This is a genomic window from Rossellomorea sp. DUT-2 (genome assembly GCF_052665285.1).
On sequence record NZ_JBQPEO010000003.1, the window covers coordinates 841,253 to 864,531 of the forward strand.

General features: G+C 42.7%; 25 protein-coding genes. 15 read left to right on the forward strand and 10 right to left on the reverse strand.

Translation table 11 applies throughout. From position 1 onward, the window contains the following. Window positions 1-128 precede the first annotated feature (128 nt). The 6 genes from ACOSV2_RS15135 (at window position 129) to ACOSV2_RS15160 (ending at window position 3,609) form a co-directional block, all read left to right on the forward strand. A complete protein-coding gene (locus ACOSV2_RS15135; RefSeq protein WP_428975832.1) occupies window positions 129-449 on the forward strand; it encodes a hypothetical protein in 321 nt (106 codons plus the stop codon). Between the two features lie 208 nt (window positions 450-657). After that, complete coding sequence (locus tag ACOSV2_RS15140) at window positions 658-861, forward strand: hypothetical protein (RefSeq protein WP_428975833.1); 204 nt, start codon at window positions 658-660, stop codon at window positions 859-861. Window positions 862-964: 103 nt separating this feature from the next. Next, window positions 965-1,903 carry a DMT family transporter gene (locus ACOSV2_RS15145; RefSeq protein WP_428975834.1) on the forward strand — a complete coding sequence of 313 codons (939 nt, stop codon included), beginning with the start codon at window positions 965-967 and terminating at the stop codon, window positions 1,901-1,903. Window positions 1,904-2,029: 126 nt separating this feature from the next. Then, complete coding sequence (locus ACOSV2_RS15150) at window positions 2,030-2,578, forward strand: DUF3189 family protein (protein WP_428975835.1); 549 nt, start codon at window positions 2,030-2,032, stop codon at window positions 2,576-2,578. A gap of 110 nt (window positions 2,579-2,688) precedes the next feature. Then, on the forward strand, window positions 2,689-2,832 hold the full coding sequence (locus ACOSV2_RS15155; RefSeq protein WP_428975836.1) for a hypothetical protein: 144 nt from the start codon (window positions 2,689-2,691) through the stop codon (window positions 2,830-2,832). Between the two features lie 141 nt (window positions 2,833-2,973). Further along, window positions 2,974-3,609, forward strand: coding sequence for an FMN-dependent NADH-azoreductase (locus ACOSV2_RS15160; RefSeq protein WP_428975837.1), 636 nt, complete (start codon window positions 2,974-2,976; stop codon window positions 3,607-3,609). A 42-nt stretch (window positions 3,610-3,651) separates the two neighbouring features. Here ACOSV2_RS15160 and ACOSV2_RS15165 read toward each other — a convergent pair whose 3' ends face one another. The 4 genes from ACOSV2_RS15165 to ACOSV2_RS15180 form a co-directional block, all read right to left on the reverse strand. Continuing rightward, on the reverse strand, window positions 3,652-4,926 hold the full coding sequence (locus tag ACOSV2_RS15165; protein WP_428975838.1) for an MFS transporter: 1,275 nt from the start codon (window positions 4,924-4,926) through the stop codon (window positions 3,652-3,654). Between the two features lie 33 nt (window positions 4,927-4,959). Beyond that, on the reverse strand, window positions 4,960-6,255 hold the full coding sequence (locus ACOSV2_RS15170; RefSeq protein WP_428975839.1) for an alkaline phosphatase family protein: 1,296 nt from the start codon (window positions 6,253-6,255) through the stop codon (window positions 4,960-4,962). Between the two features lie 173 nt (window positions 6,256-6,428). Next, complete coding sequence (locus ACOSV2_RS15175) at window positions 6,429-7,220, reverse strand: polymer-forming cytoskeletal protein (protein ID WP_428975840.1); 792 nt, start codon at window positions 7,218-7,220, stop codon at window positions 6,429-6,431. Window positions 7,221-7,245: 25 nt separating this feature from the next. Continuing rightward, window positions 7,246-7,881 (reverse strand): DUF4004 family protein, encoded by a 636-nt coding sequence (locus ACOSV2_RS15180; protein WP_428975841.1) that lies wholly within the window; start codon window positions 7,879-7,881, stop codon window positions 7,246-7,248. 217 nt (window positions 7,882-8,098) lie between these two features. Between ACOSV2_RS15180 and ACOSV2_RS15185 the strand changes: the two genes are divergently transcribed. Together ACOSV2_RS15185 and ACOSV2_RS15190 are read left to right on the forward strand one after the other, a co-directional pair. Next, entirely contained in the window at window positions 8,099-10,150 is a 2,052-nt protein-coding gene (locus ACOSV2_RS15185; RefSeq protein WP_428975842.1) for a catalase, read from the forward strand. A 379-nt stretch (window positions 10,151-10,529) separates the two neighbouring features. Beyond that, window positions 10,530-12,659 (forward strand): ATP-dependent Clp protease ATP-binding subunit, encoded by a 2,130-nt coding sequence (locus ACOSV2_RS15190; protein ID WP_428975843.1) that lies wholly within the window; start codon window positions 10,530-10,532, stop codon window positions 12,657-12,659. Window positions 12,660-12,805: 146 nt separating this feature from the next. On the opposite strand, the gene ACOSV2_RS15195 is transcribed toward ACOSV2_RS15190, so the two are convergent. Next, on the reverse strand, window positions 12,806-13,318 hold the full coding sequence (locus tag ACOSV2_RS15195; RefSeq protein ID WP_428975844.1) for a CBO0543 family protein: 513 nt from the start codon (window positions 13,316-13,318) through the stop codon (window positions 12,806-12,808). 114 nt (window positions 13,319-13,432) lie between these two features. Next, on the reverse strand, window positions 13,433-14,176 hold the full coding sequence (locus ACOSV2_RS15200; protein WP_428975845.1) for a Cof-type HAD-IIB family hydrolase: 744 nt from the start codon (window positions 14,174-14,176) through the stop codon (window positions 13,433-13,435). A 151-nt stretch (window positions 14,177-14,327) separates the two neighbouring features. Between ACOSV2_RS15200 and ACOSV2_RS15205 the strand changes: the two genes are divergently transcribed. Together ACOSV2_RS15205 and ACOSV2_RS15210 are read left to right on the forward strand one after the other, a co-directional pair. Continuing rightward, window positions 14,328-16,097 (forward strand): ABC transporter ATP-binding protein, encoded by a 1,770-nt coding sequence (locus tag ACOSV2_RS15205; RefSeq protein ID WP_428975846.1) that lies wholly within the window; start codon window positions 14,328-14,330, stop codon window positions 16,095-16,097. Next, window positions 16,094-16,411, forward strand: a complete 318-nt coding sequence (locus ACOSV2_RS15210) for an MGMT family protein (protein WP_428975847.1) — start codon at window positions 16,094-16,096, stop codon at window positions 16,409-16,411. The genes ACOSV2_RS15205 and ACOSV2_RS15210 overlap by 4 nt, the downstream gene beginning before the upstream one ends. 38 nt (window positions 16,412-16,449) lie before the next feature. On the opposite strand, the gene ACOSV2_RS15215 is transcribed toward ACOSV2_RS15210, so the two are convergent. Further along, window positions 16,450-18,072, reverse strand: coding sequence for an ABC1 kinase family protein (locus ACOSV2_RS15215; RefSeq protein WP_428975848.1), 1,623 nt, complete (start codon window positions 18,070-18,072; stop codon window positions 16,450-16,452). Window positions 18,073-18,311: 239 nt separating this feature from the next. On the opposite strand from ACOSV2_RS15215, the gene ACOSV2_RS15220 reads away from it, so the two are divergent. The 3 genes from ACOSV2_RS15220 to ACOSV2_RS15230 all read left to right on the forward strand — a co-directional run bounded on the left by ACOSV2_RS15220 (window position 18,312) and on the right by ACOSV2_RS15230 (window position 20,392). Next, a complete protein-coding gene (locus ACOSV2_RS15220; RefSeq protein WP_428975849.1) occupies window positions 18,312-19,100 on the forward strand; it encodes a nucleotidyltransferase domain-containing protein in 789 nt (262 codons plus the stop codon). A gap of 24 nt (window positions 19,101-19,124) precedes the next feature. Beyond that, on the forward strand, window positions 19,125-19,466 hold the full coding sequence (locus ACOSV2_RS15225) for a VOC family protein (protein WP_428975850.1): 342 nt from the start codon (window positions 19,125-19,127) through the stop codon (window positions 19,464-19,466). Between the two features lie 425 nt (window positions 19,467-19,891). Beyond that, entirely contained in the window at window positions 19,892-20,392 is a 501-nt protein-coding gene (locus ACOSV2_RS15230; protein WP_428975851.1) for a DoxX family membrane protein, read from the forward strand. Between the two features lie 96 nt (window positions 20,393-20,488). Here the strand turns inward: ACOSV2_RS15230 and ACOSV2_RS15235 are convergent, their stop codons facing one another. The 3 genes from ACOSV2_RS15235 to ACOSV2_RS15245 all read right to left on the reverse strand — a co-directional run bounded on the left by ACOSV2_RS15235 (window position 20,489) and on the right by ACOSV2_RS15245 (window position 21,883). Then, entirely contained in the window at window positions 20,489-20,674 is a 186-nt protein-coding gene (locus ACOSV2_RS15235) for a YfhD family protein (protein WP_044339722.1), read from the reverse strand. Window positions 20,675-20,780: 106 nt separating this feature from the next. Continuing rightward, complete coding sequence (locus tag ACOSV2_RS15240; protein WP_079531092.1) at window positions 20,781-20,906, reverse strand: YfhE family protein; 126 nt, start codon at window positions 20,904-20,906, stop codon at window positions 20,781-20,783. Window positions 20,907-20,977: 71 nt separating this feature from the next. Beyond that, window positions 20,978-21,883 (reverse strand): TIGR01777 family oxidoreductase, encoded by a 906-nt coding sequence (locus ACOSV2_RS15245; protein ID WP_428975852.1) that lies wholly within the window; start codon window positions 21,881-21,883, stop codon window positions 20,978-20,980. A gap of 90 nt (window positions 21,884-21,973) precedes the next feature. On the opposite strand from ACOSV2_RS15245, the gene recX reads away from it, so the two are divergent. Then, a complete protein-coding gene (gene recX, locus ACOSV2_RS15250) occupies window positions 21,974-22,780 on the forward strand; it encodes a recombination regulator RecX (RefSeq protein WP_428975853.1) in 807 nt (268 codons plus the stop codon). 54 nt (window positions 22,781-22,834) lie between these two features. After that, on the forward strand, window positions 22,835-23,248 hold the full coding sequence (locus tag ACOSV2_RS15255) for a hypothetical protein (protein ID WP_428975854.1): 414 nt from the start codon (window positions 22,835-22,837) through the stop codon (window positions 23,246-23,248). The last annotated feature ends 31 nt before the right edge of the window (window positions 23,249-23,279 follow it).

Below are 23,279 nucleotides of genomic sequence, written 5' to 3' on the forward strand. Positions count from 1 at the left end.
AGCATAGTCTGGGTTAAGGAAGAATGTTGATCAGTATATTTTGCTTTCAAGGAGCGCACCGAAGAAGTAGTATGCCCAGGTATTCCCTCATGATAAAATAAGAAAAGATCTTTGAGGGGAGTAGTGAAATGGAAAACCTAAAGAAAATCTTTATACAAAATGAATACATACTATCGAAAGAAAACAGTAAAGCAGTGGAATTCAAGAAAGAGGAAGATATCATTTATTTGCTGCCTACGAAGGATTTATGTGCCGTCATCCACCCAAAACGTGTAGAGAATAGTAAACCCTTGCGAAATAGGAGTAATGGTATCACCCATAGTACAGCTTTTACGTTATTTCCGAAGAAGCAGCATACAGGACAGCAGCCTATCCAATATGGATACTCGTTTAAGTTTATTTCTGAAAAGGAATTAGATGCTTTTCTGAACAGCATTGATCAATTGTAAGAGGTGAGTCCATTCTTTGGTTGGTAAAAGAATGGACTTATTTGCGTCCCTACTGCAATCCTTTCTGCATTTTCGTCATCATTTTATTATTCTGAAAGGAAATCTGTCCGAATGAGTTACCGGTTTCACCGTCCCACACCATATCGATTTGGTAGGAAGGGGTTCCTTTTTTTCCGCTCTTCCCGAATTTAACGGTGTGACAAAAGGGATGGAACTAGAAGAAGCCATTGAATTGATCGGCGGAGAAGGTAAAGTAATATATTGTAATGGGGTTATGATTGGTATCCTTTCCCTTTCATTTGTTTTCGGATGTTCTAATTCCGAAGAAGCCAAAGAGAATACCCGGGCCATCACCCTTGAGTTTCTCATTAATAAATACCTCCTCTTCTCTTATATCTATGTAACGTTTTAAACACTAAAATTGTTTCACGAATCGAATTCATTTTCTGGCAGGGAACGCCACCTGGTGCTATGATGGGGGAATACTAAATATAGAAAGAAGGCCTCAGGGAGAATTGAAAAAGTGGCAAACGTATCTGATACTTGTGTTCATCATGTTGATTTGGGGCTTTAATGTTCCTGCATTAAAGGTTTTGGTGAGTGAATTTACGCCAGTAACGATTACATCCCTCCGCATCTTCACGGCGGGGATTACCGTATTTATCATTCTTGGTATCATGGGGAAAATAAGAAAACCGACGGCTAAAGAGTTATTGTTCATTATCTCGGGTGGCTTATTGAATGTCGTCAGTCATCATTATTTTTTATCAGTTGGGCTGACCGGAACGTCGTCGACTAACGGGGGACTGATCCTGGGAACCGGTCCATTGTTGACGGCTTTAATGGCGACGATCATCCTGCGAAACCGGCCGACAGTGATTAAAATCATCGGGTTTCTGTCTGGTAGTGTAGGGGTTGTGATCATTGTTTTGTCAGGCGGAGAGGGATTAGGCGGACTGAAGACCGGGGATCTGTTTATCTTTATCTCCATTTTTTCACAAGCCTTAAGCTTCATTATCATCAGTAGGGCAGCCAAAACGTTGGACCCCCGATTACTTACGGGGTATATGCTGGTGTTCGGTTCCGTTGTCTTGTTTGCGATTAGTCTGTTCACAGAGCCGGGGGCAATAAAAGAACTGGGAAATGCCTCAAGTTCCATTTGGCTTCTGTTCTTTGCTTCTGCCATTTTAGCAACGGCCGTAGGGCACATGATATACAATCATTCGATCGGGAAAATTGGAGCCGCCGAAACATCGATTTTCCTGAATCTCAATACCTTTTTCTCCCTCGTAGGAGCCGCCATTTTTCTTAATGAAACCGTGACGTTCTATCACCTGATCGGATTGGTGTTCATCGTGTTGGGAGTAGTATGCGGATCAGGTACGCTTGAAGAAATCGTCATCAGAAGAAAACAAAAGAGATTCCTAAAAGAAAAACAGAGACATCTGATGTAGATGCCTCTGTTTTTTTTATACGGTAGACATAATGGAATATAAAACGACCTGCAAATGGCATTGCGGATAGTCCTCTTTCTTTCTGCCCATACTTAAAGGAAAAGTAGTCTAAGGTGGGGTGGTGCGATGATTTACATTTACAATGACTTTGGTGGGACTCATACAACATCTCTTGCAGCAGCATATCACCTGCATATTCTAAAGCCTTCACACAGCCCATTAACTAAGAACGACATCCTCAATATTCCTTACTTTAACCAGCTGACGAAAAAAGAGGCAGGACAAATCCTTTTTCGCGGGATGGACGAAGAGAATAACCCGGTGTATACGATAGGAAGGAGATCTTCAAAGTATGTCGTTCCTGCACTAACTGATTTGAGTAACATCCTGCTTAGTAGATATGGAGAAAGGGAGAAAATCATCATTTCCAACACCTCGCCGACTGTTCCTCCCCTCATGACAGCCGGGGGGTTCCTGTCCAGGGAGCTGGGAATCGATTCTATAGGCGTTCCTCTTCTCGTAAAAGGGGCACAGCAATGTCACGATCTCATCTATTATCTCGTTACGGAAACGAAACAAGTGGCCAAAGCTTCCCATGAGCAGGTAGTTGTGTTGGAAAATGAAAAATATCAATATAAAATTGGGAAAAAGGATATCTTCTGGAAGAAAAAATAATATAATAAGCAGATACTACTAGGTAAAAGGTCTGTTCTCGGAATGCTCAGGACGAACTGAATAGACCTGTACATAAAGGCAATACTACAGTAAAAACGGAGGTGTCAACATTGGAAGGTAAACCATTTCACTATGATGGCAGTCACTATTTCGCAACAGGGGAAGCACAAGAGAACACTTCATTTGAACTAACAGACGAAATGAGAAAGAATATCGGGGGGAACCCTTTTGAAGCTTCCGGGGAGGAAGAGTAAGAATCGATCTAAATCTATGAACAATCGGATGTTGTCTATGTGACAGCATTCTTTTTTTCTGAGATGACCAAACCTTGGATAATTCCAGCATTTTTTCACAAAATAATACAGCGGAAAATATGAGTGAAGGATGGATGAAAAATGGCGCAAGTATTATATATTACAGCTCATCCCCATGATGATACACTATCGTACAGCATGGCGGTGGCGAAAGCATTTATGGATACGTATAAAGAAGTGAACCCTGACGATCAAGTGGTTCACATTGATCTGTACCGTGAGCATATTCCCCATATTGACGCTGATGTGTTTAGTGGATGGGGGAAGCTTCAAACGGGAAAAGGGTTTGAGGAGCTTTCATCGGAAGAAAAGTCGAAAGTGAATCGCCTCAATGAATTATCAGAACAGTTTATTTCTGCTGATAAGTATGTGTTCGTTACACCATTATGGAACTTCTCCTTCCCACCGGTGATGAAAGCGTATATTGACTCTGTAGCAGTTGCCGGTAAGTCGTTTAAGTATACAGAGCAGGGACCGGTTGGATTACTGACGGACAAGAAAGCTATCCATATCCAGGCACGAGGTGGCATTTACTCAGAGGGACCTGCAGCCGGCATGGAAATGGGGCATCGTTACCTGGACATCATCATGCAGTTTTTCGGTGTCCCTTCCTTCGAGGGTGTATTTGTGGAAGGACATGCTGCGATGCCTGAAAAAGCCCAGGAGATTAAAGAGAATGCCATTGCAAGAGCGAAGGATGCTGCTCATACCTTTTAAACCACTAAGAAGAGCCTGAACATATGCGTTCAGGCTCTCTTTTTATAAAACGGCAGGCTTCTCCATCTCATTTCCTTTCGGCTCAGGGACGAAAGCCAGAATGACAAGTCCGATGATAAAGAGGGCGACGAGACTGAAAACACCGCTATTAGACTCGCCTGTCACTTGGGCGGTGACGGCGACTAACAAAGGTCCGAGGATCGAGGCGAATTTACCGAAGATATTGTAAAAACCGAAGAATTCATTGGCGTTCTTCTTCGGAATTAATTTTGCAAAGTATGCCCGACTCAATGCCTGGATGCCTCCTTGGGAAGAAGCAACCAACATGGCGAGGATCCAGAAGTCCATTGTGGTCTCCAGGAAATAAGCGTAAATGCAAACGATGATATAAACGCAAATTCCTACATACAGCATCCTTTTCCCCGTGAATTTCTCCGCCAATCTTCCGTATAGAATAGCAAACGGTCCAGCCACAACCTGAGTCACAAACAGGATGATCAAGAGGTTAGTGGAGGTGATCCCAAGATCTGATCCGTAAGCCGTAGACATCGTAATGATGGTGCCGACTCCGTCGATATAAAAGAAGTAAGCAAGAAGAAACAAAAATAATGCACGGTATTTCCGGATTTCTTTCACCGTTTTACCAAGGCGCTTAAAGCTATTGGCAACAGGGTTCTTCTCACGCTCGATAAAGTAGCGCTGATGGACATTTTTTAGTAATGGGATGGAGAATAGTCCCCACCATAAAGCGGTAATGACGAACGCAATTTTACTGGCGATGGTAACGGAGAAGGGAAGTACCCCATTTTGAGATAATATGATGATGGCGATGCTTATGATAAACGGAATCGTGCTTCCGATGTACCCGAATCCAAAACCACGGGATGACACCCGATTCATCCGTTCTTCTGTCGTTACGTCGGTTAAAAAGGCATCATAGAAAACATTAGAACCAGCTGAACCGACGGCTGCCACTGTATAAAAAATTAAGAGGAGCAGCCACTGATCACTGGGAACGAAAGCGAGGAGGGCAGTGAATGTAACTCCGAGGGCAAAGAAGAAAGTAAAGAATTTCTTCTTGTAGCCTTCATAATCGGCAATCGTTCCGAGAATCGGGCCAATCATAGCCAGGATAAAGGTGGCAATCGCGATGGTGTACCCTAAATAAGCAGTGGAATTAGCGGCACTGACCCCCGCGTTAGTAGCGGCAGCCTTATAGAATAGCGGAAAGACTGCGGTCGAAATGATAATGGAATAGGCTGAATTTGCCCAGTCATAAAAGATCCAGCTGCTTTCTTCCTTTGAAAAACGCTTCATTGTTTTTCCCCCTAAGGATACAAAATCTCTTCTTTATATATCCAGCATTTCTTCGATCACTTTTCCATCAGTTGCCCCCAGGCTATGGCCGAGCAGGCGTGCTAGTGTCGGACCTTCATCTGTTAAATGCATAAATGGAATTTCAACATTTGACCTGATCCCTTTCCCGGAAGACATGAAGATCGTGGAGTAGTCTTCTTTTTCAGGAGAATATCCGTGAGACCCATACGTATAACGCTTTTCCTTTACATCCTCCTGGGTGATCGTATGAATAAAGGATCCTTTAAGAGTATCTTTAAAATAAAAACCGATTCTTGCTTCGAGCATAAAGGTACAGTATTCATCGGCCCCTTTTCTTCCGGCTTCTTCACCTGTGAGTATCTCTTCAATTCCATTTGAAGGATCCATCTGCAATTGCTCCAATAGGGATTGAACTGCTTGTTTCGTTTCAGAATCCTTCACGTACACATAGGCCGAACCATCACATCCATTGCAGTATGCTTTCCAGTCGATGACTTTTCCATGGTCATTCACTGTGATCAACCCATTATCCTTTAAAAGAATGTTTAGCTGAATAGCCTTTGATTCATCCAGTGCACTATGATCCCCAAGAGCGACAATAGTGGATTCTTCATAGATGCCGTTACCCTTCAAGGCATTAATGATTCTTCCCAACCGGGCATCATGGCGGCGTATGGCCGCATGTGCTTCTTCGGAAGAAAACCCATGGTAATGACGCTGTGTATCAAGATCGGTAAAGTGCACAAGCAATAGGTTTGGCTTCTTTTTGATCGTTTCAACGGTGGATTCCAGAACGAAATCATCAAGTTCAGGTTGATTCAGACCTTTCCGTATGTGACCAAAGAGACGATTCATGTGTAATTGGTAGAGAGGACTTCCATTGAAAAGGGAAACAAGGATTTGATTATGCCACGGCCGATTCGCGAAGATCTCGGGCATGTTGTAATCAATGTCTGCTTTAGCAGTCACAGGCCAGAGTAAAGCGGCTGTGGTCATACCTGCATTCTTGGCTTCGTCATACAATGTAGTACTCTTGACATGTCGTCGATGCCAATACCAATCCGGAGAAACCCGGCCAGGCTGAATGAGTGTATTATTCACAACACCGTGACGATTAGGAAGCTTACCGGTGACAATGGTGGTGTGACAGGGATAGGTCACAGAAGGATAAATGGTCTCAACATTTTTGCAAAAAGATCCATGGGCAAGCAGTTCTTGAAAGTGAGGAAGACCTTTTAAAATGGGGTAATCCAAAGCGGATAAACAATCGAAAGATATGACAATCAGGTAATCTGTAAGTCGAGTCATAATGGCCTCCAGCTTTCGCGTAGGATTGTACTATATACCTATTAATATAGCAGAACATTCAGAATAAAAATATGAAATTTCGATTATGCTGACGTTAAGGGACCGTAAAGAAGGAAGAGACATATAAAAAAACAGAGATGGTATCCCATCCCTGCCCTTAGTTGAGCTATATTTTAAATCTTCACTTTTTCCCCGATTCGACTATCTTGCTTCACATCCAGGCTGCCTGAATATTCAACCGTATCAATGTCACAATTCTCGCCGATTACAACATTTTTACCACGGACCAGCTTCGCCTTCGTGTTCTCAAGGTAAACCTCATCACCTTCGATCAGTTCTGAAAATAAGTAGTCTTCCTTTTGGAGAAAGAAGTTGACCATTTGTTTGATCAGTCCGTTCGAGTTGTGGTGTTTCACTGAAATCGTTTCGCCTCCGATTTCTTTAATGGAGGATTCATGATTGATTTCAATCTGAATACGGTCAGCATTCAACAGCCCTTCGATATGGACAGAGCCTGAAGAAGTGAAGGTTTCGACCTCACAATCCTTTTCTACTCGTAAAGATCCGCTTGCTTTAATCGATCCGCCTTGGATCCTTCCTCCAACCTTACACGATCCGCTCACCTTGAATGTTTTAAAGATAAGGTCTTTCAAAACAATGCTGGAACCACTTGTGTTCATTTCAGCAGCCATTACAGAGCCTTCATTTTTGGAGCTTCCACTTGTTGTAATTGTTTCTGCTTTTGTATCCCCTTTAATGGTGGAAGAACCGCTCGTTTTAATGTATCCCGCTTTTACGTCACCTGAAATCGTACCGGAACCTGAAATTTTAAGCTCATGGCAGTCGATGTCGCCAACGATCTTTCCACTTCCACTGATTTTTACTGCATCGAATTTCCCTCCGCCGGACGTTCCGGACCCACTGATCTTCAAGTCATGCAGTTCTTTGTTTTCCACTGTGTTCATTCTTTTCTCCTCCAGTTCAGGGACGTCATACCCCTTTTGTATTCGTGAACGTGATTTTCAATTCTTCCATCATCTGTTGTAAATCGAATTTCAATACTGCCTGTGCTAAATGGTCAACAAGCAATTCGGAATGAAGAGGAAGGAGCATCCATATATATTCCTCTCCTTTACGAAGACCAACAAGTTCAAGGGCAGAATCTTTCAGTGGAGTGAACTTCTCATGAAGAAAGAGAAATAAAGTGTGCAGTTCTTCCCTTGGGACTTGTATCCTTTTCGCCTTCTCAATAATCAACATATTTAATATATCTGGAAACTCAAATACCTTTCTTACCGGTAGAAGTGTTGTACAGAAGGATAAGGTATCTTCCGATAGAATGTTGTACGAAGGCAATTCATCTGCAGGGACTTCCATCTTAGTTGGATTTGGTGAAAAGAAATCGGATAGTTCATCCAGTGAATAATCATCCTTCATCTCTTTGATTGTATCGATACGTGAGAGCATTTTTTCCCTGGGGAAGAACGTTTCCTGACCCGTGAAGCTGGCTTTCTTAATAAACCAACTCTCAGGAATAATGTTCTTTCGTTTCCAACGGTAGAGCTGACCATACGAAATTCCGGTCCGTTCCAATACTTCCTTCTTAGAAATAAGATCTGTTTCCAATGAGGGATCACCTCTTATCTGTAACAAAACATTGTTACGTTACTTTAAAGTTAGTTTAACAGAACAATGTTACGTTAGTAAAGGGGTTATTGGAAAATTTTTAAAAATGACCCATTCCAAACCGGCTGAAAATGTTTGAAGGCGGGGATCAAGGGTACTAAAGAAACAGAAATGTTTTACATAGTAAACATTAATAAGCGTTGAGAGGGATGAAAGAATGGGAGACGACCGTCGTACAAAAGTGAATGAGAAAAGCAAGGATGAACAGCTTGAACAGTATCGCGTAGAGGACGAAGGTAAGCATCTTACAACCAATCAAGGATTGAAGGTATCAGAAGATGAATTTTCCTTGAAAGCCGGAGAACGCGGACCTACCTTAATGGAAGATTTCCACTTCCGTGAGAAAATGACTCACTTTGACCATGAGCGTATACCGGAGAGGATTGTTCACGCCCGGGGTTTTGCTGCACATGGAGAGTTCGAACTCTATGATTCAATGAAAGAATTTACTCGAGCTAAATTTCTTCAGGACACATCAACGAAAACCCCTGTATTTGTACGCTTTTCTACTGTCGCCGGATCCAAGGGTTCTGCTGAGACCGTGCGTGATGCACGGGGATTTGCTACGAAATTTTATACCGAAGAAGGCAATTATGATCTTGTAGGAAACAATATTCCTGTTTTCTTCATTCAAGATGCGATTAAATTCCCGGATCTTGTTCATGCTCTTAAACCGGAACCCCATAATGAAATGCCTCAAGCAGCTTCTGCCCACGATACGTTCTGGGATTTTATAGCGAATAACCAGGAGTCTGCCCATATGGTCATGTGGGCAATGTCCGATCGGGCCATTCCACGCAGTCTCCGTATGATGGAAGGATTCGGTGTTCATACATTCCGACTGGTAAACGCGGAGGGGAAGGCCCATTTTGTGAAGTTCCACTGGAAGCCGGTATTGGGGACTCACTCTCTCGTTTGGGATGAGGCTCAGAAGATCAACGGGAAAGACCCGGATTTCCACCGCCGTGATTTGTATGAATCCATCGAAAATGGCGATTATCCAGAGTACGAACTGGGTGTTCAGCTCATTAAGGAAGAAGATGAGTTTAACTTTGACTTTGATGTTCTTGATCCTACCAAGCTATGGCCTGAAGAAGAAATCCCTGTGAAAATCGTTGGGAAGATGACCCTTAATCGCAATGTGGACAATGTGTTTGCAGAAACGGAGCAAGCGGCTTTCCATCCTGGTTCCGTTGTTCCCGGGATCGATTTCTCAAATGATCCGTTATTACAAGGACGCTTATTCTCCTATACTGATACACAATTGATCCGCCTTGGTGGACCCAACTTCCATGAGCTTCCTATTAACCGACCGGTGTGCCCATTTCACAATAATCAGCGTGATGGATACGGCCGTCATACAATAAACAAGGGCCAGGTGAGCTACCATAACAACTCACTGGCTAAAAATACACCAGCTCCTGCTAGTCAGGAAGAAGGAGGCTACACTCATTATCAGGAGAAAATGGAGGGGCGTAAAGTCCGTTCAAGAAGTGAAAGCTTCAAAGATCACTTCTCACAAGCGACTCTTTTCTGGAACAGCATGAGTGAGCCTGAGAAAGAGCATATCATCCAAGCCTTCAGTTTCGAGCTTGGAAAAGTGAAGAGCAAATCTGTTCAGAAGCAGGTCGTCGATATGTTTGCAAACGTAAGCATGGAGCTGGCAAAAGGATTTGCCGAAGCAATTGATGTGGAAGTCCCTAGTGGTGAAGGATCGAAGGTAACCAAATCTTCTCCAGCCCTAAGCCAGGAAAATACGATTAAGAAACCTGCTACTCGTAAAGTAGGGGTCATCGTAGGAAACGGCTTTAAAGGGGAAGAAGTGAAAATGGTTCTTTCGGCTCTTAAAGAGGATGGCATCCAACCGGAAATCATCAGTGACAAGCTGGGGATGAGAAAAGGGGATGACGGTACGGAGCTTGAAGTGGACCATACCTTCTTAACAGGGGAATCTGTATTATTTGATAGCCTTTACGTAGTAGGCGGAGAGAATGTAGATAAAAAGTTCTCTCAAGATACAACCTACTTTGTCAAAGAAGCGTATTCTCACTTCAAACCAATAGGTGCCACTCATGAAGGGACCCACTGGCTGGAAGAAGCAGGTGTCAGTGGCTCTGGAGTGGTGACCGGGGAAGACATGAAGTCATTTGCAAAAGAATTTACAGAAGCTATCGCAGCACATCGTCATTGGGATCGCGAATTAGTATAAATATATTTTAATAGGAAGACAGGGGAACAATACTCTCTCTTCTATATGAGAAGTGCCAGACCTGATTGAACGGTCTGGCATTTTTTTAATCATTGAATCCCAATCCGGTGGAAACTCAAGCCAGATTCCACTTTTACATCGTTCAAATCATCGCTGCACCTACTATACTCTTTCCATCAACAGGCCAAACAGCCATTGAAAATGAAAAAATTCCCATAAACAAAAATCTTGAAAGTCAAAAAAGGTCAAAGTATACTATGGTTATAAGGTCAAAGAAAGTCAAAGTCAAACTAAGTGAATACCAGACAGACTGACCTTATCCATAATACAATCTACAAAAATATTTATATAAAAACTCTGCTACAGGAGGTCATGTTTAATGAAATGCCAAGTATGTCAACACAACCAAGCAACGGTTGAAGTGTATAAGCAAGTCAATGGTCATAAATCCAGTATGAAGATGTGTTCAGCCTGCTTTCAAAAGCAACAAACGCCTTCTGGAACACACGGAGGATTTCCGTTTGATGAGTTGTTTAAAGGGATGAGCATGGGAGGAAATCCAAATGATGGCTTCCACAATCAGCAATCATCTCCTCAAACCCAAGGCGGAAATGGAGGAAATGGCGTTCTCGATCAGTTTGGACGCAATGTGACTGGAGCGGCCAAAGCTGGATTGATTGACCCTGTTATCGGAAGGGACAAAGAAGTGAATCGCGTCATTGAAATTTTAAATCGCCGTAATAAGAATAACCCGGTACTCATCGGTGAGCCCGGTGTGGGTAAAACGGCTATCGCTGAAGGGCTGGCCCTTAAAATTGTAGCAGGTGATGTTCCATCCAAGTTATTAAATAAAGAAGTGTATGTAATGGATGTTGCTTCACTAACTGCCGGTACAGGGGTTCGCGGTTCTTTTGAAGAACGTTTAAAAGCCATCATCAACGAACTTCAGAATCGACCAGACGTGATGTTATTTATTGATGAAATCCATCAACTGGTTGGTGCCGGTTCTGCTGAAGGCTCTATGGACGCAGGGAACATTCTAAAACCAGCTTTAGCCCGGGGTGAACTGCAAGTGATCGGGGCTACCACATTGAAGGAGTACCGCCAAATTGAAAAAGATGCAGCACTGGAGCGGCGTTTTCAGCAGGTGATGGTCAATGAGCCGACACCTGAAGAAGCCATCGAAATCCTTAGAGGATTAAAAGATAAATATGAAGACTATCATGAAGTCGAGTTTACCGACGAGGCCATTGAAGCTTGTGTGAAACTATCCCATCGATATATTCAGGATCGATTCTTACCTGATAAAGCCATTGATTTAATGGATGAAGCAGGTTCTAAAGTCAATCTTCAGTCAGAGGGCAAAGACAAGACGGCCATCCTAAAAAAATTGAACGATGTAAGAGAGAAGAAGGAACTGGCAACAAAAGAAGAGAACTATGAACAAGCTGCCATCCTTCGCGATCAAGAAGCAGAATTAGAAAGACAAGTTGGTGAAGGTGGGTCAGATTCCAAAGCACTTGTAGAAAAAGAACTGATCCAGACGATCGTTGAATCGAAAACGGGTATTCCTGTCGGGAAGCTGCAAAGCGATGATCGTAAGCGAATGAAAGCACTGGAAGAAAACCTGGCGGGTAAAGTAATCGGACAGGAAGAGGCAGTAAAGAAAGTAGCGAAAGCGATTCGCCGCAGCCGTGCAGGATTGAAGGCGAAGCACCGTCCAATCGGTACATTCCTCTTTGTAGGACCAACTGGTGTAGGTAAAACAGAATTAACGAAAACACTGGCAGAAGAGTTGTTCGGATCTAAAGATTCGATGCTTCGATTAGACATGAGTGAGTACATGGAAAAACACTCAGTATCTAAACTGATCGGTTCACCTCCAGGCTATGTAGGTCATGAGGAATCCGGACAATTGACTGAAAAGGTAAGAAGGAACCCTTATTCAATCATACTCCTGGATGAAATCGAGAAAGCCCATCCCGATGTTCAGCACATGTTCCTTCAAATTCTTGAAGATGGACGTCTCACCGATAGTCATGGAAGAACGGTCAGCTTTAAAGAGACTGTGATTATCATGACAAGTAACGCAGGGGTGACGGACAAGAAGGAAGCAGTGGTCGGTTTTAACACAGGTGGCACAGATGCTATTAAAGAAACGAATATTCTTCAATCACTGGGTGCCTACTTTAAGCCTGAGTTCCTGAACCGTTTTGACAGCATCATTGAATTTGAATCTCTTGAAAAAGAAGAGCTTCTTCAAATTCTTGACCTTATGCTGAACGAATTGCAGGTTGAACTTAAAGAGCAGGGGATTACTGTCACCATCCATGAAGATGCGAAGAGTAAACTCGTTGAACTGGGACATCATCCTGAATTCGGTGCACGACCATTACGTCGTGTGATCCAGGAAAGAGTGGAAGATAAAATCGCTGATTTCCTTCTTGATGAAGATGGTATAACCGACGTAGTCATTTCACTCGAAAACGATGAAATCATCGTCAAATAAGAAAAGAAGCAAAGAAGCATCCTTAGAGGTGCTTCTTTTTCTATTCTTTCCTCTTCAAAAAAGTGATATATACTGCCATAGCTAAATAAACGCCTAAAACTAAGACAATAAATACAGGGGTAGAAAAGGAAATCATAGAAACACCCTCACTTTAAATCTTGTAAAGATGGATGGAAAATGAATAATAGGATCGCAATGATAGGTAAGGAAATAATGATGGCAAGTAACGGCCTTTTATGGTGCAATCCTAAGATTGAAAACATGATGACATTAAAAATAGCAGACCATCCTAAATTCCAGTCATTTTCGTAAAGGAACAATCCTTTTTTATGAAATAAGTATTCCAATAACGTGAAATAGGCAATCCAGCACGTAAGATACAGCCACTTCCTTTTTCGATATGGAAAATAACGAAGAAAAATCATGATGACAATCGGAAGGATGAAGAAAGTGAAGACAAGTTCAATAAGGGTATGATTGAGCCAGTCTACCGTTACAGCCCTGTACTCCCATAATGTATGGTTGTAAAAAATAAAATTATATGTGAGATTACAAATAATATAGTATTGAACCGTTGGATAATACTCTCTCCAGCGGTTCCAATCGATAAAAAGCTTGGCGAAAATCAGGTAAACAACCACTACCAGTATTAGGTACATATGGGAACAATCCTTGTTTTTGTTATTCAGTATGGACGTAACAGAAAAAGAATAGACATTCTGGACAGATAAAGTGCCTGATTCTCATTGAATCAGGCACTTTAATTGGAGGATCTATTCCATTTCTGACAGCACTTTATCAATCGCTTGGGCAACACCATGATCTGTATTGATACCAGTGACCCAGTCAGCGGCTTCTTTCACAGCTTCCTGGGCGTTACCCATCGCCACTCCGAAACCGGCTTCACGAATCATGGCTATATCATTCATACTGTCCCCGACCGACATGACTTGATCCATGGAAAGGTCCAGCCATTGGCATACCTTCACTAAAGCCGCTGCCTTATTGACCCCTGCAGGATTGATTTCAATATTCGTCGGCGAAGAGTTAGTGATTTCCAAAGCTTCATTTTTCACCAGCTCGTCCATCATGACTTTGCGGACGTCATCATCCTGAATATCGAAACCAAATTTCAACCAGTTATAGGTACCGATATCTTGATCAAAAGGCTTATTCGTATTGAAAAGTCCTTGGGAAGTAGAAGACCAGAAGTACACATCATGCTCTTCTTTTAATTTCCAAAGCTGTTTCACAAGATCAAGATCAAGTGGGATGCTATCTACCAGATTATATTCATGATCGTAAATTTCCCCGCCATTCACGGTCACCAGGTAAGATGAACGCCCAAGCTCATCTGAAATGTCCCGGCATGTGAAAAGGGAGCGGCCAGTACTTAACACCACATGAATACCTTTCTCCTTTGCGTGCTGAATGGCCAGTGCGTTTTCAGGAGAAACTTCTCCTTCGTGATTGACCAGTGTTCCATCCATATCCAGGGCAATTAATTTAATATCCATTTTACCTATCACGTCCTTCTATTCATTCATATCCAGTGTAATATAATTCGAGCAAATCTTCTAGGAACCTGGCTTGATGAAGGTATTATTTCCTAAGTACTGAACTTCATATTACAATAGAAAAGAGTATATATTTGAGAGGAAGAGAACAATGGAGTCTACATATGAAAAGGGTAAGTGGAAGCAGCTTATTACTTTAATAAAGGAAACCAATCCACCGAAAACCCTGTTTGGCATTTCTTTATTCTTGAGCCTGCTTACAACGATTGCGGGACTTGCTATACCATTATTAACAAGTAAGTTGATCGATGACTTCAGTTTAGATTCGTTAAGCAAAGGGGTCATCATAGGGATGATCGCTGCCTTTTTTGTTCAAGCGATTGCAGGAGGAGTGTCTGTTTACATATTGGCGAGGGTCGGGCAGCATGTGATCGCCTCATTGAGAGAGAAGCTTTGGAGAAAGTTGCTGGTTCTGCCCGTTCCTTATTATGATTCACATGAAACGGGTGACTCGGTCAGCCGTATGACTAGTGATACGGGAGTGATCAAAAACCTGATCACCGAGCACCTGACAGGCTTTATTACAGGGATCATCTCTGTAATAGGTGCTATCATCGTACTGTTTTATTTAGATTGGCCACTTACCCTGGTGATGTTTTCAATCATACCACTGTCACTCTTGTTTCTTATTCCGATTGGCAAAAAGATGGCTGACATCTCAAGGGGATTGCAAACAGAGACTGCAAGCTTTTCGGCTATCTTAACGAGAGTCCTTTCGGAAATCCGTCTCGTGAAGTCATCCAATGCGGAAGAGATTGAATTTCAAAAAGGACAAACAGGAATCAAGAAGCTCTATGCCCTCGGAATAAAGGAAGGGATCATTCAAGCGTTAATGTCTCCGGTCGTTTCATCTTTAATTATCATCGTGCTTGTACTCATTATTGGATTCGGCGGTATTCGAGTGACCTCTGGAGCCATGACGGCCGGGGAGCTTGTTGCTTTCTTTATCTACCTCTTTCAGATTATCATGCCGATCACCCAGATCATCGTATTTGTAACTCAATTCCAGAAAACAGTGGGAGCAACAGAGAAAGTGTTATCGATTCTCAATTTAGACGAAGAAAACCTTGAGGATGGAAGGTCCGTCCCTCAAACAGATCGTTCCCTGGTCCTTGATGGGGTGACGTTTGGGTATGAAGAGGGGGAGAAAGTGTTAAAGGATGTGACGATAACGGCAGAAAAAGGGAAGGTGACGGCCATCGTTGGTCCGAGTGGAAGTGGGAAAACGACACTATTTTCATTAATTGAGCAGTTCTATAGGCCACAGCAAGGAGAGATTCTATTGGGGGAAGAGACGATCAGTTCATACTCGCTAAAATCATGGAGGGAACTTCTTGGCTACGTCTCCCAGGATAGTCCGATCTATTCGGGAACGATCGGGGACAATATCTCTTACGGCCTCCATGGGGATATATCAGAGGAAAAGATGATAGCCGCTTCAAAAATGGCTTATGCCCATGAATTTATCAAGGACCTCCCTAACGGTTATCAAACAGAAGTAGGAGAAAGAGGAATCAAGCTTTCAGGTGGTCAGCGACAACGACTTGCCATTGCAAGAGCGCTATTGAGGGACCCTGATATCCTAATGCTGGATGAAGCCACTTCAAGCCTTGATAGTCAATCGGAAATTGTCGTTCAGGAAGCCTTGAAGAACTTAATGAAGGGACGAACCACCCTCGTGATTGCCCATCGCTTATCCACTATCGTGGATGCCGATCAAATCGTCTTTTTAGAAAAAGGAAGGGTGACTGGAGTCGGTACACATGAGGAGTTGTTTACATCCCATGCTTTATACCGTGACTTTGCGAGACAGCAGTTAAGGATAGGGGAGCATCCTGATGAGGGAAGTGAACTAACATGAAACCTTTTACTGAACGAGTGGTGAAAATCATACAGAGCATTCCTCCTGGACAAGTGATGACGTACGGTCAAATCGCTTCACTGGCAGGCAGTCCGAGAGCTGCAAGGCAGGTCGTACGGATTCTTCATTCCATGAGTGAAAAGTATAAACTTCCCTGGCACCGGGTTTTAAATAGCAAAGGGGAAATTGGCTTCGGGGATGAAGAGCAAGCGATGACCCAAAGGCTATCTTTGGAGGCTGAAGGGGTTGATTTTATAGGGAACAATCGGATCGAGTTAGAGGAGTATCGGTATTTGCCTGAACACATACAATGATGGTAAAAAAGGCAACCTGTTCAAGGTTGCCTTTTTTGTTAATTCAGCTGTCCATTCCTCAGTCTCTTCAGCCAACGCTTTTGTCGGGAGCTGATAAACAAATAACCAACTAAACTTAATCCAGATACCACGAAACTACTTTGCCAAATGAAATCCACGTCGAATCCCAATCCTGTAAACGCGCCAACGCCACCGGAGAGTAGAAGGATGAAGGACTGCTTCTTTTGGTTTTCAAAAATCCCAAACTGAAACTCATTTTGCTGATGATGATCCTTTTGCTCGAGTGCTTTTTCCGGTAGGTCCAGGAGCTGACGGAATTTTTGCACCGTTTGAAACAGCGGCTGAGCACTTATCCATTTCAAAAGAAGCTCCCACTTGTTTGTGTTACTCTCCTTTACCCAATCCATGAAGGCTGGTTTGATGACATCGAGGGTCTCCTCATCGGGACTCAATGTATGAACAAGCCCCTCTATGGTTGCAAAAGAGCGCCCTAAAAAGATGAAGCGTGTAGGGACTTGTACAGGCAATGATTTCACCATATCATTTATTTCTTTCTTCACTGATATCAGATCCATCTGTTTGAAGTGCTCCATATCGAGTGTGAAAAATTCTTTCAGCACGGGTTCTATCGTCTTCGGACTGGCATCAGGAAGCAAGAACCCTAATTGAGCCAGAGCTTCTGCTGCTTTCCGGAAATTTTTTAAGAGGATTCCTTCCAGAAGATCTTGAAAGTGAGTTGAATCTCTCTTGGAAATTTCCCCGATCATTCCGTAATCCAGGAGAACAAAGGTACCATTCGGCTGAAGAAGTATATTCCCTGCATGTGGGTCGGCATGAAAGATGCCCGGCTCGAGCCATTGGGGAAGGAAGAGGCGAAACAATTCCTGAGCTAACTTCTGCCCGTCCAACCCATAAGAATCAAACGCTTTTCTGTCATTCAATCGAACGCCACCCACCCACTCCATCACCAATACTTTATCTGTACAAAGTTCAGGGTACATAGCAGGAATCTTCACGTTAGGATGGGCCTTGAACCGCTGCTTGAATGAAATAGCCGTGTTCATTTCCTTTGAAAAGTCGAGCTCTTGTTCGATGACTTGCTTCAATTCCTGATAAAGCATTTTGAAATCAATGAACCCTTTTGGAACAGGTGCGAAATGTCTGGCAAACCAAATAATGATGGCAAGGGAGCGGAAATCCGTTTTCACGAGGGAAGGAATCTCAGGGCGCTGCACCTTGATAGCCGCTTGCTTACCATCTGACAGCGTCGCCTTATAGACTTCTCCTATAGAAGCTGAAGCAACAGCTTCCTGGTCGATCGCCTGTACCTTAGTAGTCACCGGGCTGTCCCATTCACGTTCCAGAACTTTTTCAATCGCCTCCCAAGGTGAAGGAGGAACGTGATCGACCAGATCCTGTATTTGATTAATAAATCCTCTCGGCAGCAAATCCTCACGTATACTGAGGAGCTGGCCAACCTTGATCAAAACACCATTTAATTCAAATAAGGTTTCTTTAAACTCTTTTCCTATCCGTTCCCAAAGTTTTTCTTTCTCCCATTGGGACTTACCGCGGAGACGGTACCAATAGACTCTTACCACGATGGAAAGAGCCAGTGATAGTATCTTCCACATTCTCCAAAGCTTCTTCTCTGACTTCATCGTTTCATCCCCCGTAACTGGACTGTCTAGTTCTATTATGTAATACGGATAAAAAAGAAGAAAGTTTCTCTGCCTTATTATCAAAATATTTCATTTTGTATTGGGTTTTTATGGTAATATAAACACAATTCGAGAATTTCAATAAATTAGTGAAAGAATTCTAACAAGACCAAAGGATGTGAAGGACAGAATGAGCGGGATTTAATACAATTCATTGTGAAAGAGATAACCAGTTATTATTGGAACGACAAAAGTTAAGAGATTCTATTAAAAAGGATTTACTAAAAGATGAGAATATCGTCGCTTATTTTTACGGAGGTTCAATGGCAAAGGGGAATCATGATCGTTATTCGGACCTGGATCTGAGAATTGTAGTGAAGGATAGCATGTTTGAAGAATATCGCAAGCGAAAAAAAGAGCGTGCGGGTAATTGGGGAAACGTCCTGTACTATGAAGACTTTCCATGGGCAGTGCATACAGTCGCTCACTATTCTTGCTTCGTCAAGGTGGATGCATTTTATTACAAAAGAAGTGACTTGAAGCCTTCATTGTATATGACGGAAGCAGATATCATTTTCGACCCTCAACGGATCGTACAGGAAACGGTCGATGCTTCTCAATCATTGAATTACCAAGTGACTTTAGAAGAATTTAAGCTCTGGAGAAGTAAATTCTTCGCCCACAGTCATGAAGTGTATCGAAGGATCAACCGGGGAGAACTGTACTATGCCCTCCATTCCCTTGATATGATGAGATGGTCGGTTGCTGCCGGGTGGGACATGGAGAGCGGTAGGGTTCCTAATGCACCCGGTGACTGGTCGAGATATGAGGGGAAGCGCTCACCTTTTACACAGGAGCAAAATGCATTACTGGAGAGTTGGGGATGCAGTCGGAATCCTGATGAAATGTATTTAGTGATGAAGGCGATATTTCCAGAGTTTAAGCTTGTACATCTTTCACTGTGCATGAAGCTTGGAGTGGAAGAGAATGGTGCGTGGGTGGATGAGATTTTGGGAATGGTTCTTTAAAAATATGAAATTGAGGTGGAGTATATGAAGCTGGCTTTTCTATGTCATCCAGTCAAAGATTTAATGCAATCTCTCAATTATTATCGTGATACTTTAGGGTTTGAAGAAGCCTGGCGCGAGGGAAATCACACAATTGCTCTCAAGTTACCAGGAACCGAGGTTCAATTAATGATTGAAAATGATGAGCCTGATTTAGCACCCGGCGGAATTTTCATCGTAGACAGTGTAGACGAATATTATGAGCAACATCAAGAAAAACTTCATTTCATAAAAACCCCATGTGATATTCCTCCAGGCAGGTATGCCATATACCAAGATGATAGTGACAACTTAATCCGGATTATTGATTTGAGTCGAGAGCGTTGACGTAGGATTGGTGGGCGGTGATTGTTCATCTGTTAAAATATCGATGATTGTTGACAAGTAAATTTGGCTTTGAATTTGACAGTTAATCATCGGTGGATATTTAACAGGTGAAATTTCACTGAAAATCAGCAGCTGAAATCTTTCTTAAATTCAGCTGCTGAAAGATACCGAGAATTAATTTTCCACAAAAATATCTCAAGAAATAAACAATGCCCTTACCGGTTATGACACCTTTGTGAACTGCTCAAAACCCTATTGCAATAAGCAGGGAGAAGAGGTATATTATAAGTGTAAAGAACATGTGAAACGTTTCACAAATAGAAACAGCTATCATATCATAACCATCACAAACTTTGATCAACTGTTTTTTTTAATCACTCTTGTGAAACATTTCACAATATACATCCAAAAGGAGATGATCCATCATGAGATGGTGGGAAAATCAAAAGGTGAGCATGGTTTGGACAGTGATTAGAATCTGGTTGGGCGTTCAATGGCTGGAAGCGGGTTGGCATAAGGTGAACGATGGTTTTGATGCAAGCGGATTCTTGCAAGGAGCATTGGCTAAGGCGACGGGAGATCATCCAGCCGTTCAAGGGTGGTACGCAGAATTCCTAAAAACGTTCGCAATACCGAATGTCGATGTATTCAATATTTTGATCCCTTGGGGAGAAGTACTGGTGGGAATTGGGTTGATTGTCGGATTCATGACAATACCTGCATTAGTCGCAGGAGCTTTCATGAACTTAAACTTCTTATTGGCGGGAACGGTGAGCACAAATCCAGTTCTCTACACAGTTGCCATCATCCTTCTTTTTGCCGGCAGAGGGGCATTCTGTTGGGGAGCTGACCGCTGGATGATGCCATACCTGAAACATATGGTCCTTCCTAAAGGCAAACAGCATAAAAAGCCGGTCGTGGTGTGATAGAACGTTTAATGAAACCACCCATGCAGACATTGCATGGGTGGTTTCTTAATGAATTCCTCAGAACCTATCTTTTTTTTACCTACAGGGAGTGCACTATTGGTTTTTCTTCACTCGTGCACGCTGGTTGGCAGCATTGGCGCGAGCTTGTGCTTCCATATCAGCCTGGTCGGCAAGTTCACGTGAGAACTCTTCGTCAACACCGTCAGATTTGAGCTGAGCGGGTGTTTGTGGCAAGCTGTTTTTGTTTCCTCGTTTACTATTTCCGCGTGATCTGCCCAATATGAACATCCCCTTTTCAGTTGGTTAAAAAAATAAAGGTACAGACTAAGAAGTCTGTACCTTTATTCTTCTTCAAAGTAAGGGTTTTTAGTTAGGTAATAATTGTCTATCTATGGGCTTTGGAACTGAAGCCGCCTGCACGATCAGCTGCTTTGAATTCCCGTGAATATGTTACTTCCTGCGCACTGGATAGAACCGATTTGTTTTTGTCTTTCTTCTTCTTATTATCCATTCGTATGTACATCCCTTCTTTTCAAGATTAACACTATTTTTGCCTTGAAAAGAAAGGGGCATACCTGTGAATTAATGATAAATGTCAATCAAGGCACTTTTTAATTCAGGGTATTCAAATTGAAAACCGTTTTCTGAAAGGACACTCGGAAGTACTTTTTGGCCTTCTAGCACTAAGGCGCTCATTTCACCCATTGCTACTTTTAAAGCAAGGGAAGGGACAGGAATCCAGTGTGGCCTGCCAAGCACGGCCCCGAGTGTTTTCCCAAACTCTTTCATGGTAACGGGGGAGGGTGCTGTCACATTCACCGGTCCCGAGATGGATTCTGTTTCAACAATGAAATGCACCGCTCTTGCGATGTCTTGAATATGGACCCACGACATCCATTGATCCCCGGACCCGACCGTTCCTCCCACAAACATTTTATAAGGAAGAGCGATACGAGGGAGGGCGCCTTCCTCCTCCCCCAGTATAATCCCGAAACGAGCATATGCAACCCGGATATCCAGCTGATTTGCCTTGCTCGCTTCTTTTTCCCATATTTGAACGGTTTCTCCTAAAAAGTTCTCTGCCGTTTCCGTTGACGCTTCCGTATACGTATTCGTTTTTGAAGAAGGATAGTAGCCGATTGCACTTGCGTTAATAAGACACGCCGGTTTCTCTTTCAGCGCTTTTATAATGTTCATTACCTCTTGTGTTGAGTTGATCCGGCTATTGATGATTCGTTTCTTACGCTCATCCGTCCAGCGGCCGCTGTTAATGGATTCCCCTGCAAGGTTAATGAAGGCTTGGATTCCTTCGAGCTCTTCTTCGGGTTTCGCCCCGTCGGACAGCCATTTTACGTAGGTAACTCCTGAACGATTGTCGTATTTATCCGGATTTCGAGTAAGTATCATGACTTCGTGATGGTGTTCGAGAAGTTCCTCCGTCAGAGCCTGCCCGACAAAACCCGTCCCACCTGTTATAGCGATCTTCATCATCATCCCTCCAATATACTTATTATTTTACCTATCTACAGAATAAAAAACATATGCTGAATGTGTTAGGATTACAATGAGGTGGAAAAAATGGGTAAGATTACGAAAATAACGAAGCAAGTAAAGAACGATGAGCGTTACAATTTATTTATAAATGGAAAATATGCCTTCAGTGTCGATGAAGCAGTACTGGCAAAATTTCAGCTCCGAAAAGGTATGGAAGTGGATGAGCTTGAGATTTCAGAACTTCAATATGAAGACGATGTAAAAAAAGCATTCAATAAAGCGATTCAATATTTAGCCCATCGAATGCGCACGGAAAAAGAAATTCGGGACCATTTACAAGAAGGAGATCCCGAAGATGGAGTCATACAGGAAGTGGTTCATAAATTAAATGATATTAAATACATCAATGATTTAGAATTCGCTCACGCTTTTGTCGGGACTCACATGAATACCTCTGATAAGGGGCCGACTTGGATCCGGGGGGAATTAAGAAGAAAAGGGGTGGATGATCCTTATATCGAAGAGGCTCTTGCTGTATTTACCGAAGAGAAGCAGGTAGACAAAGCGGTCGGTCTCACCGAAAAACTTCTTCATAAATATAGAAAAGATTCCAAGATGATTGCCAGGCAAAAAATTGAACAAAATCTGATGCGAAAAGGATATCCGGGTTCTGTCATGAAAATTGTCTGGGAGACAGTAGAATCTGATCGAGATGACGATGAAAAATGGGATGCAGTCTATCACCAAGGGTTAAAGGCTCATAGAAAGCTGAGTTCGAAGTATGAGGGATACGAGTACGTCCAGAAAATGAAACAGACCTTGTATCGAAAAGGTTTCTCGATGGAGGATATCGAAAGACTTTTGGAAGAATTAAAAGAAAATGAAGAATGATTTAATGTTTTCAAGATAGATTGAACTATAAGGGTATGACAAGGGGGAGTTCGTGTGGAGATTTTTGCGCTTCTGTTTGCTGGATTAACACTTCTGCTGCTCATCGGCACGACTAAAAAATTCAAGCTTTACACAGGTGGAATTGTCGTAGGGGCAGCCGTACTATTTATCATTGGTGAAATCATCATTAAAGTCCAAACCGGATTCTATACACTTGGGAAGCAAGAGTGGTATAACCAAGGGTACGCCGAAACCATGGGGAAATGGGTGATGCCATTTTTCCTATTGGGGGTGGCGATTTTCCTCATCATCGTGAACATCCGGATGATTCAGCAGTTTCTCAAAAGAAAAGACGGTAGCCGCTGGGTGTGGATGGCTTTTGTCGTGGTTATTGATGCCTTCGCTGTATTTATAGTGCCTGTTTTATTATTTGTAGTGGCCTTTATGTTCTTCCCTTTTGCTCCATAAATAAGAAGGCAGTCTTCCTTTAGGGAAGGCT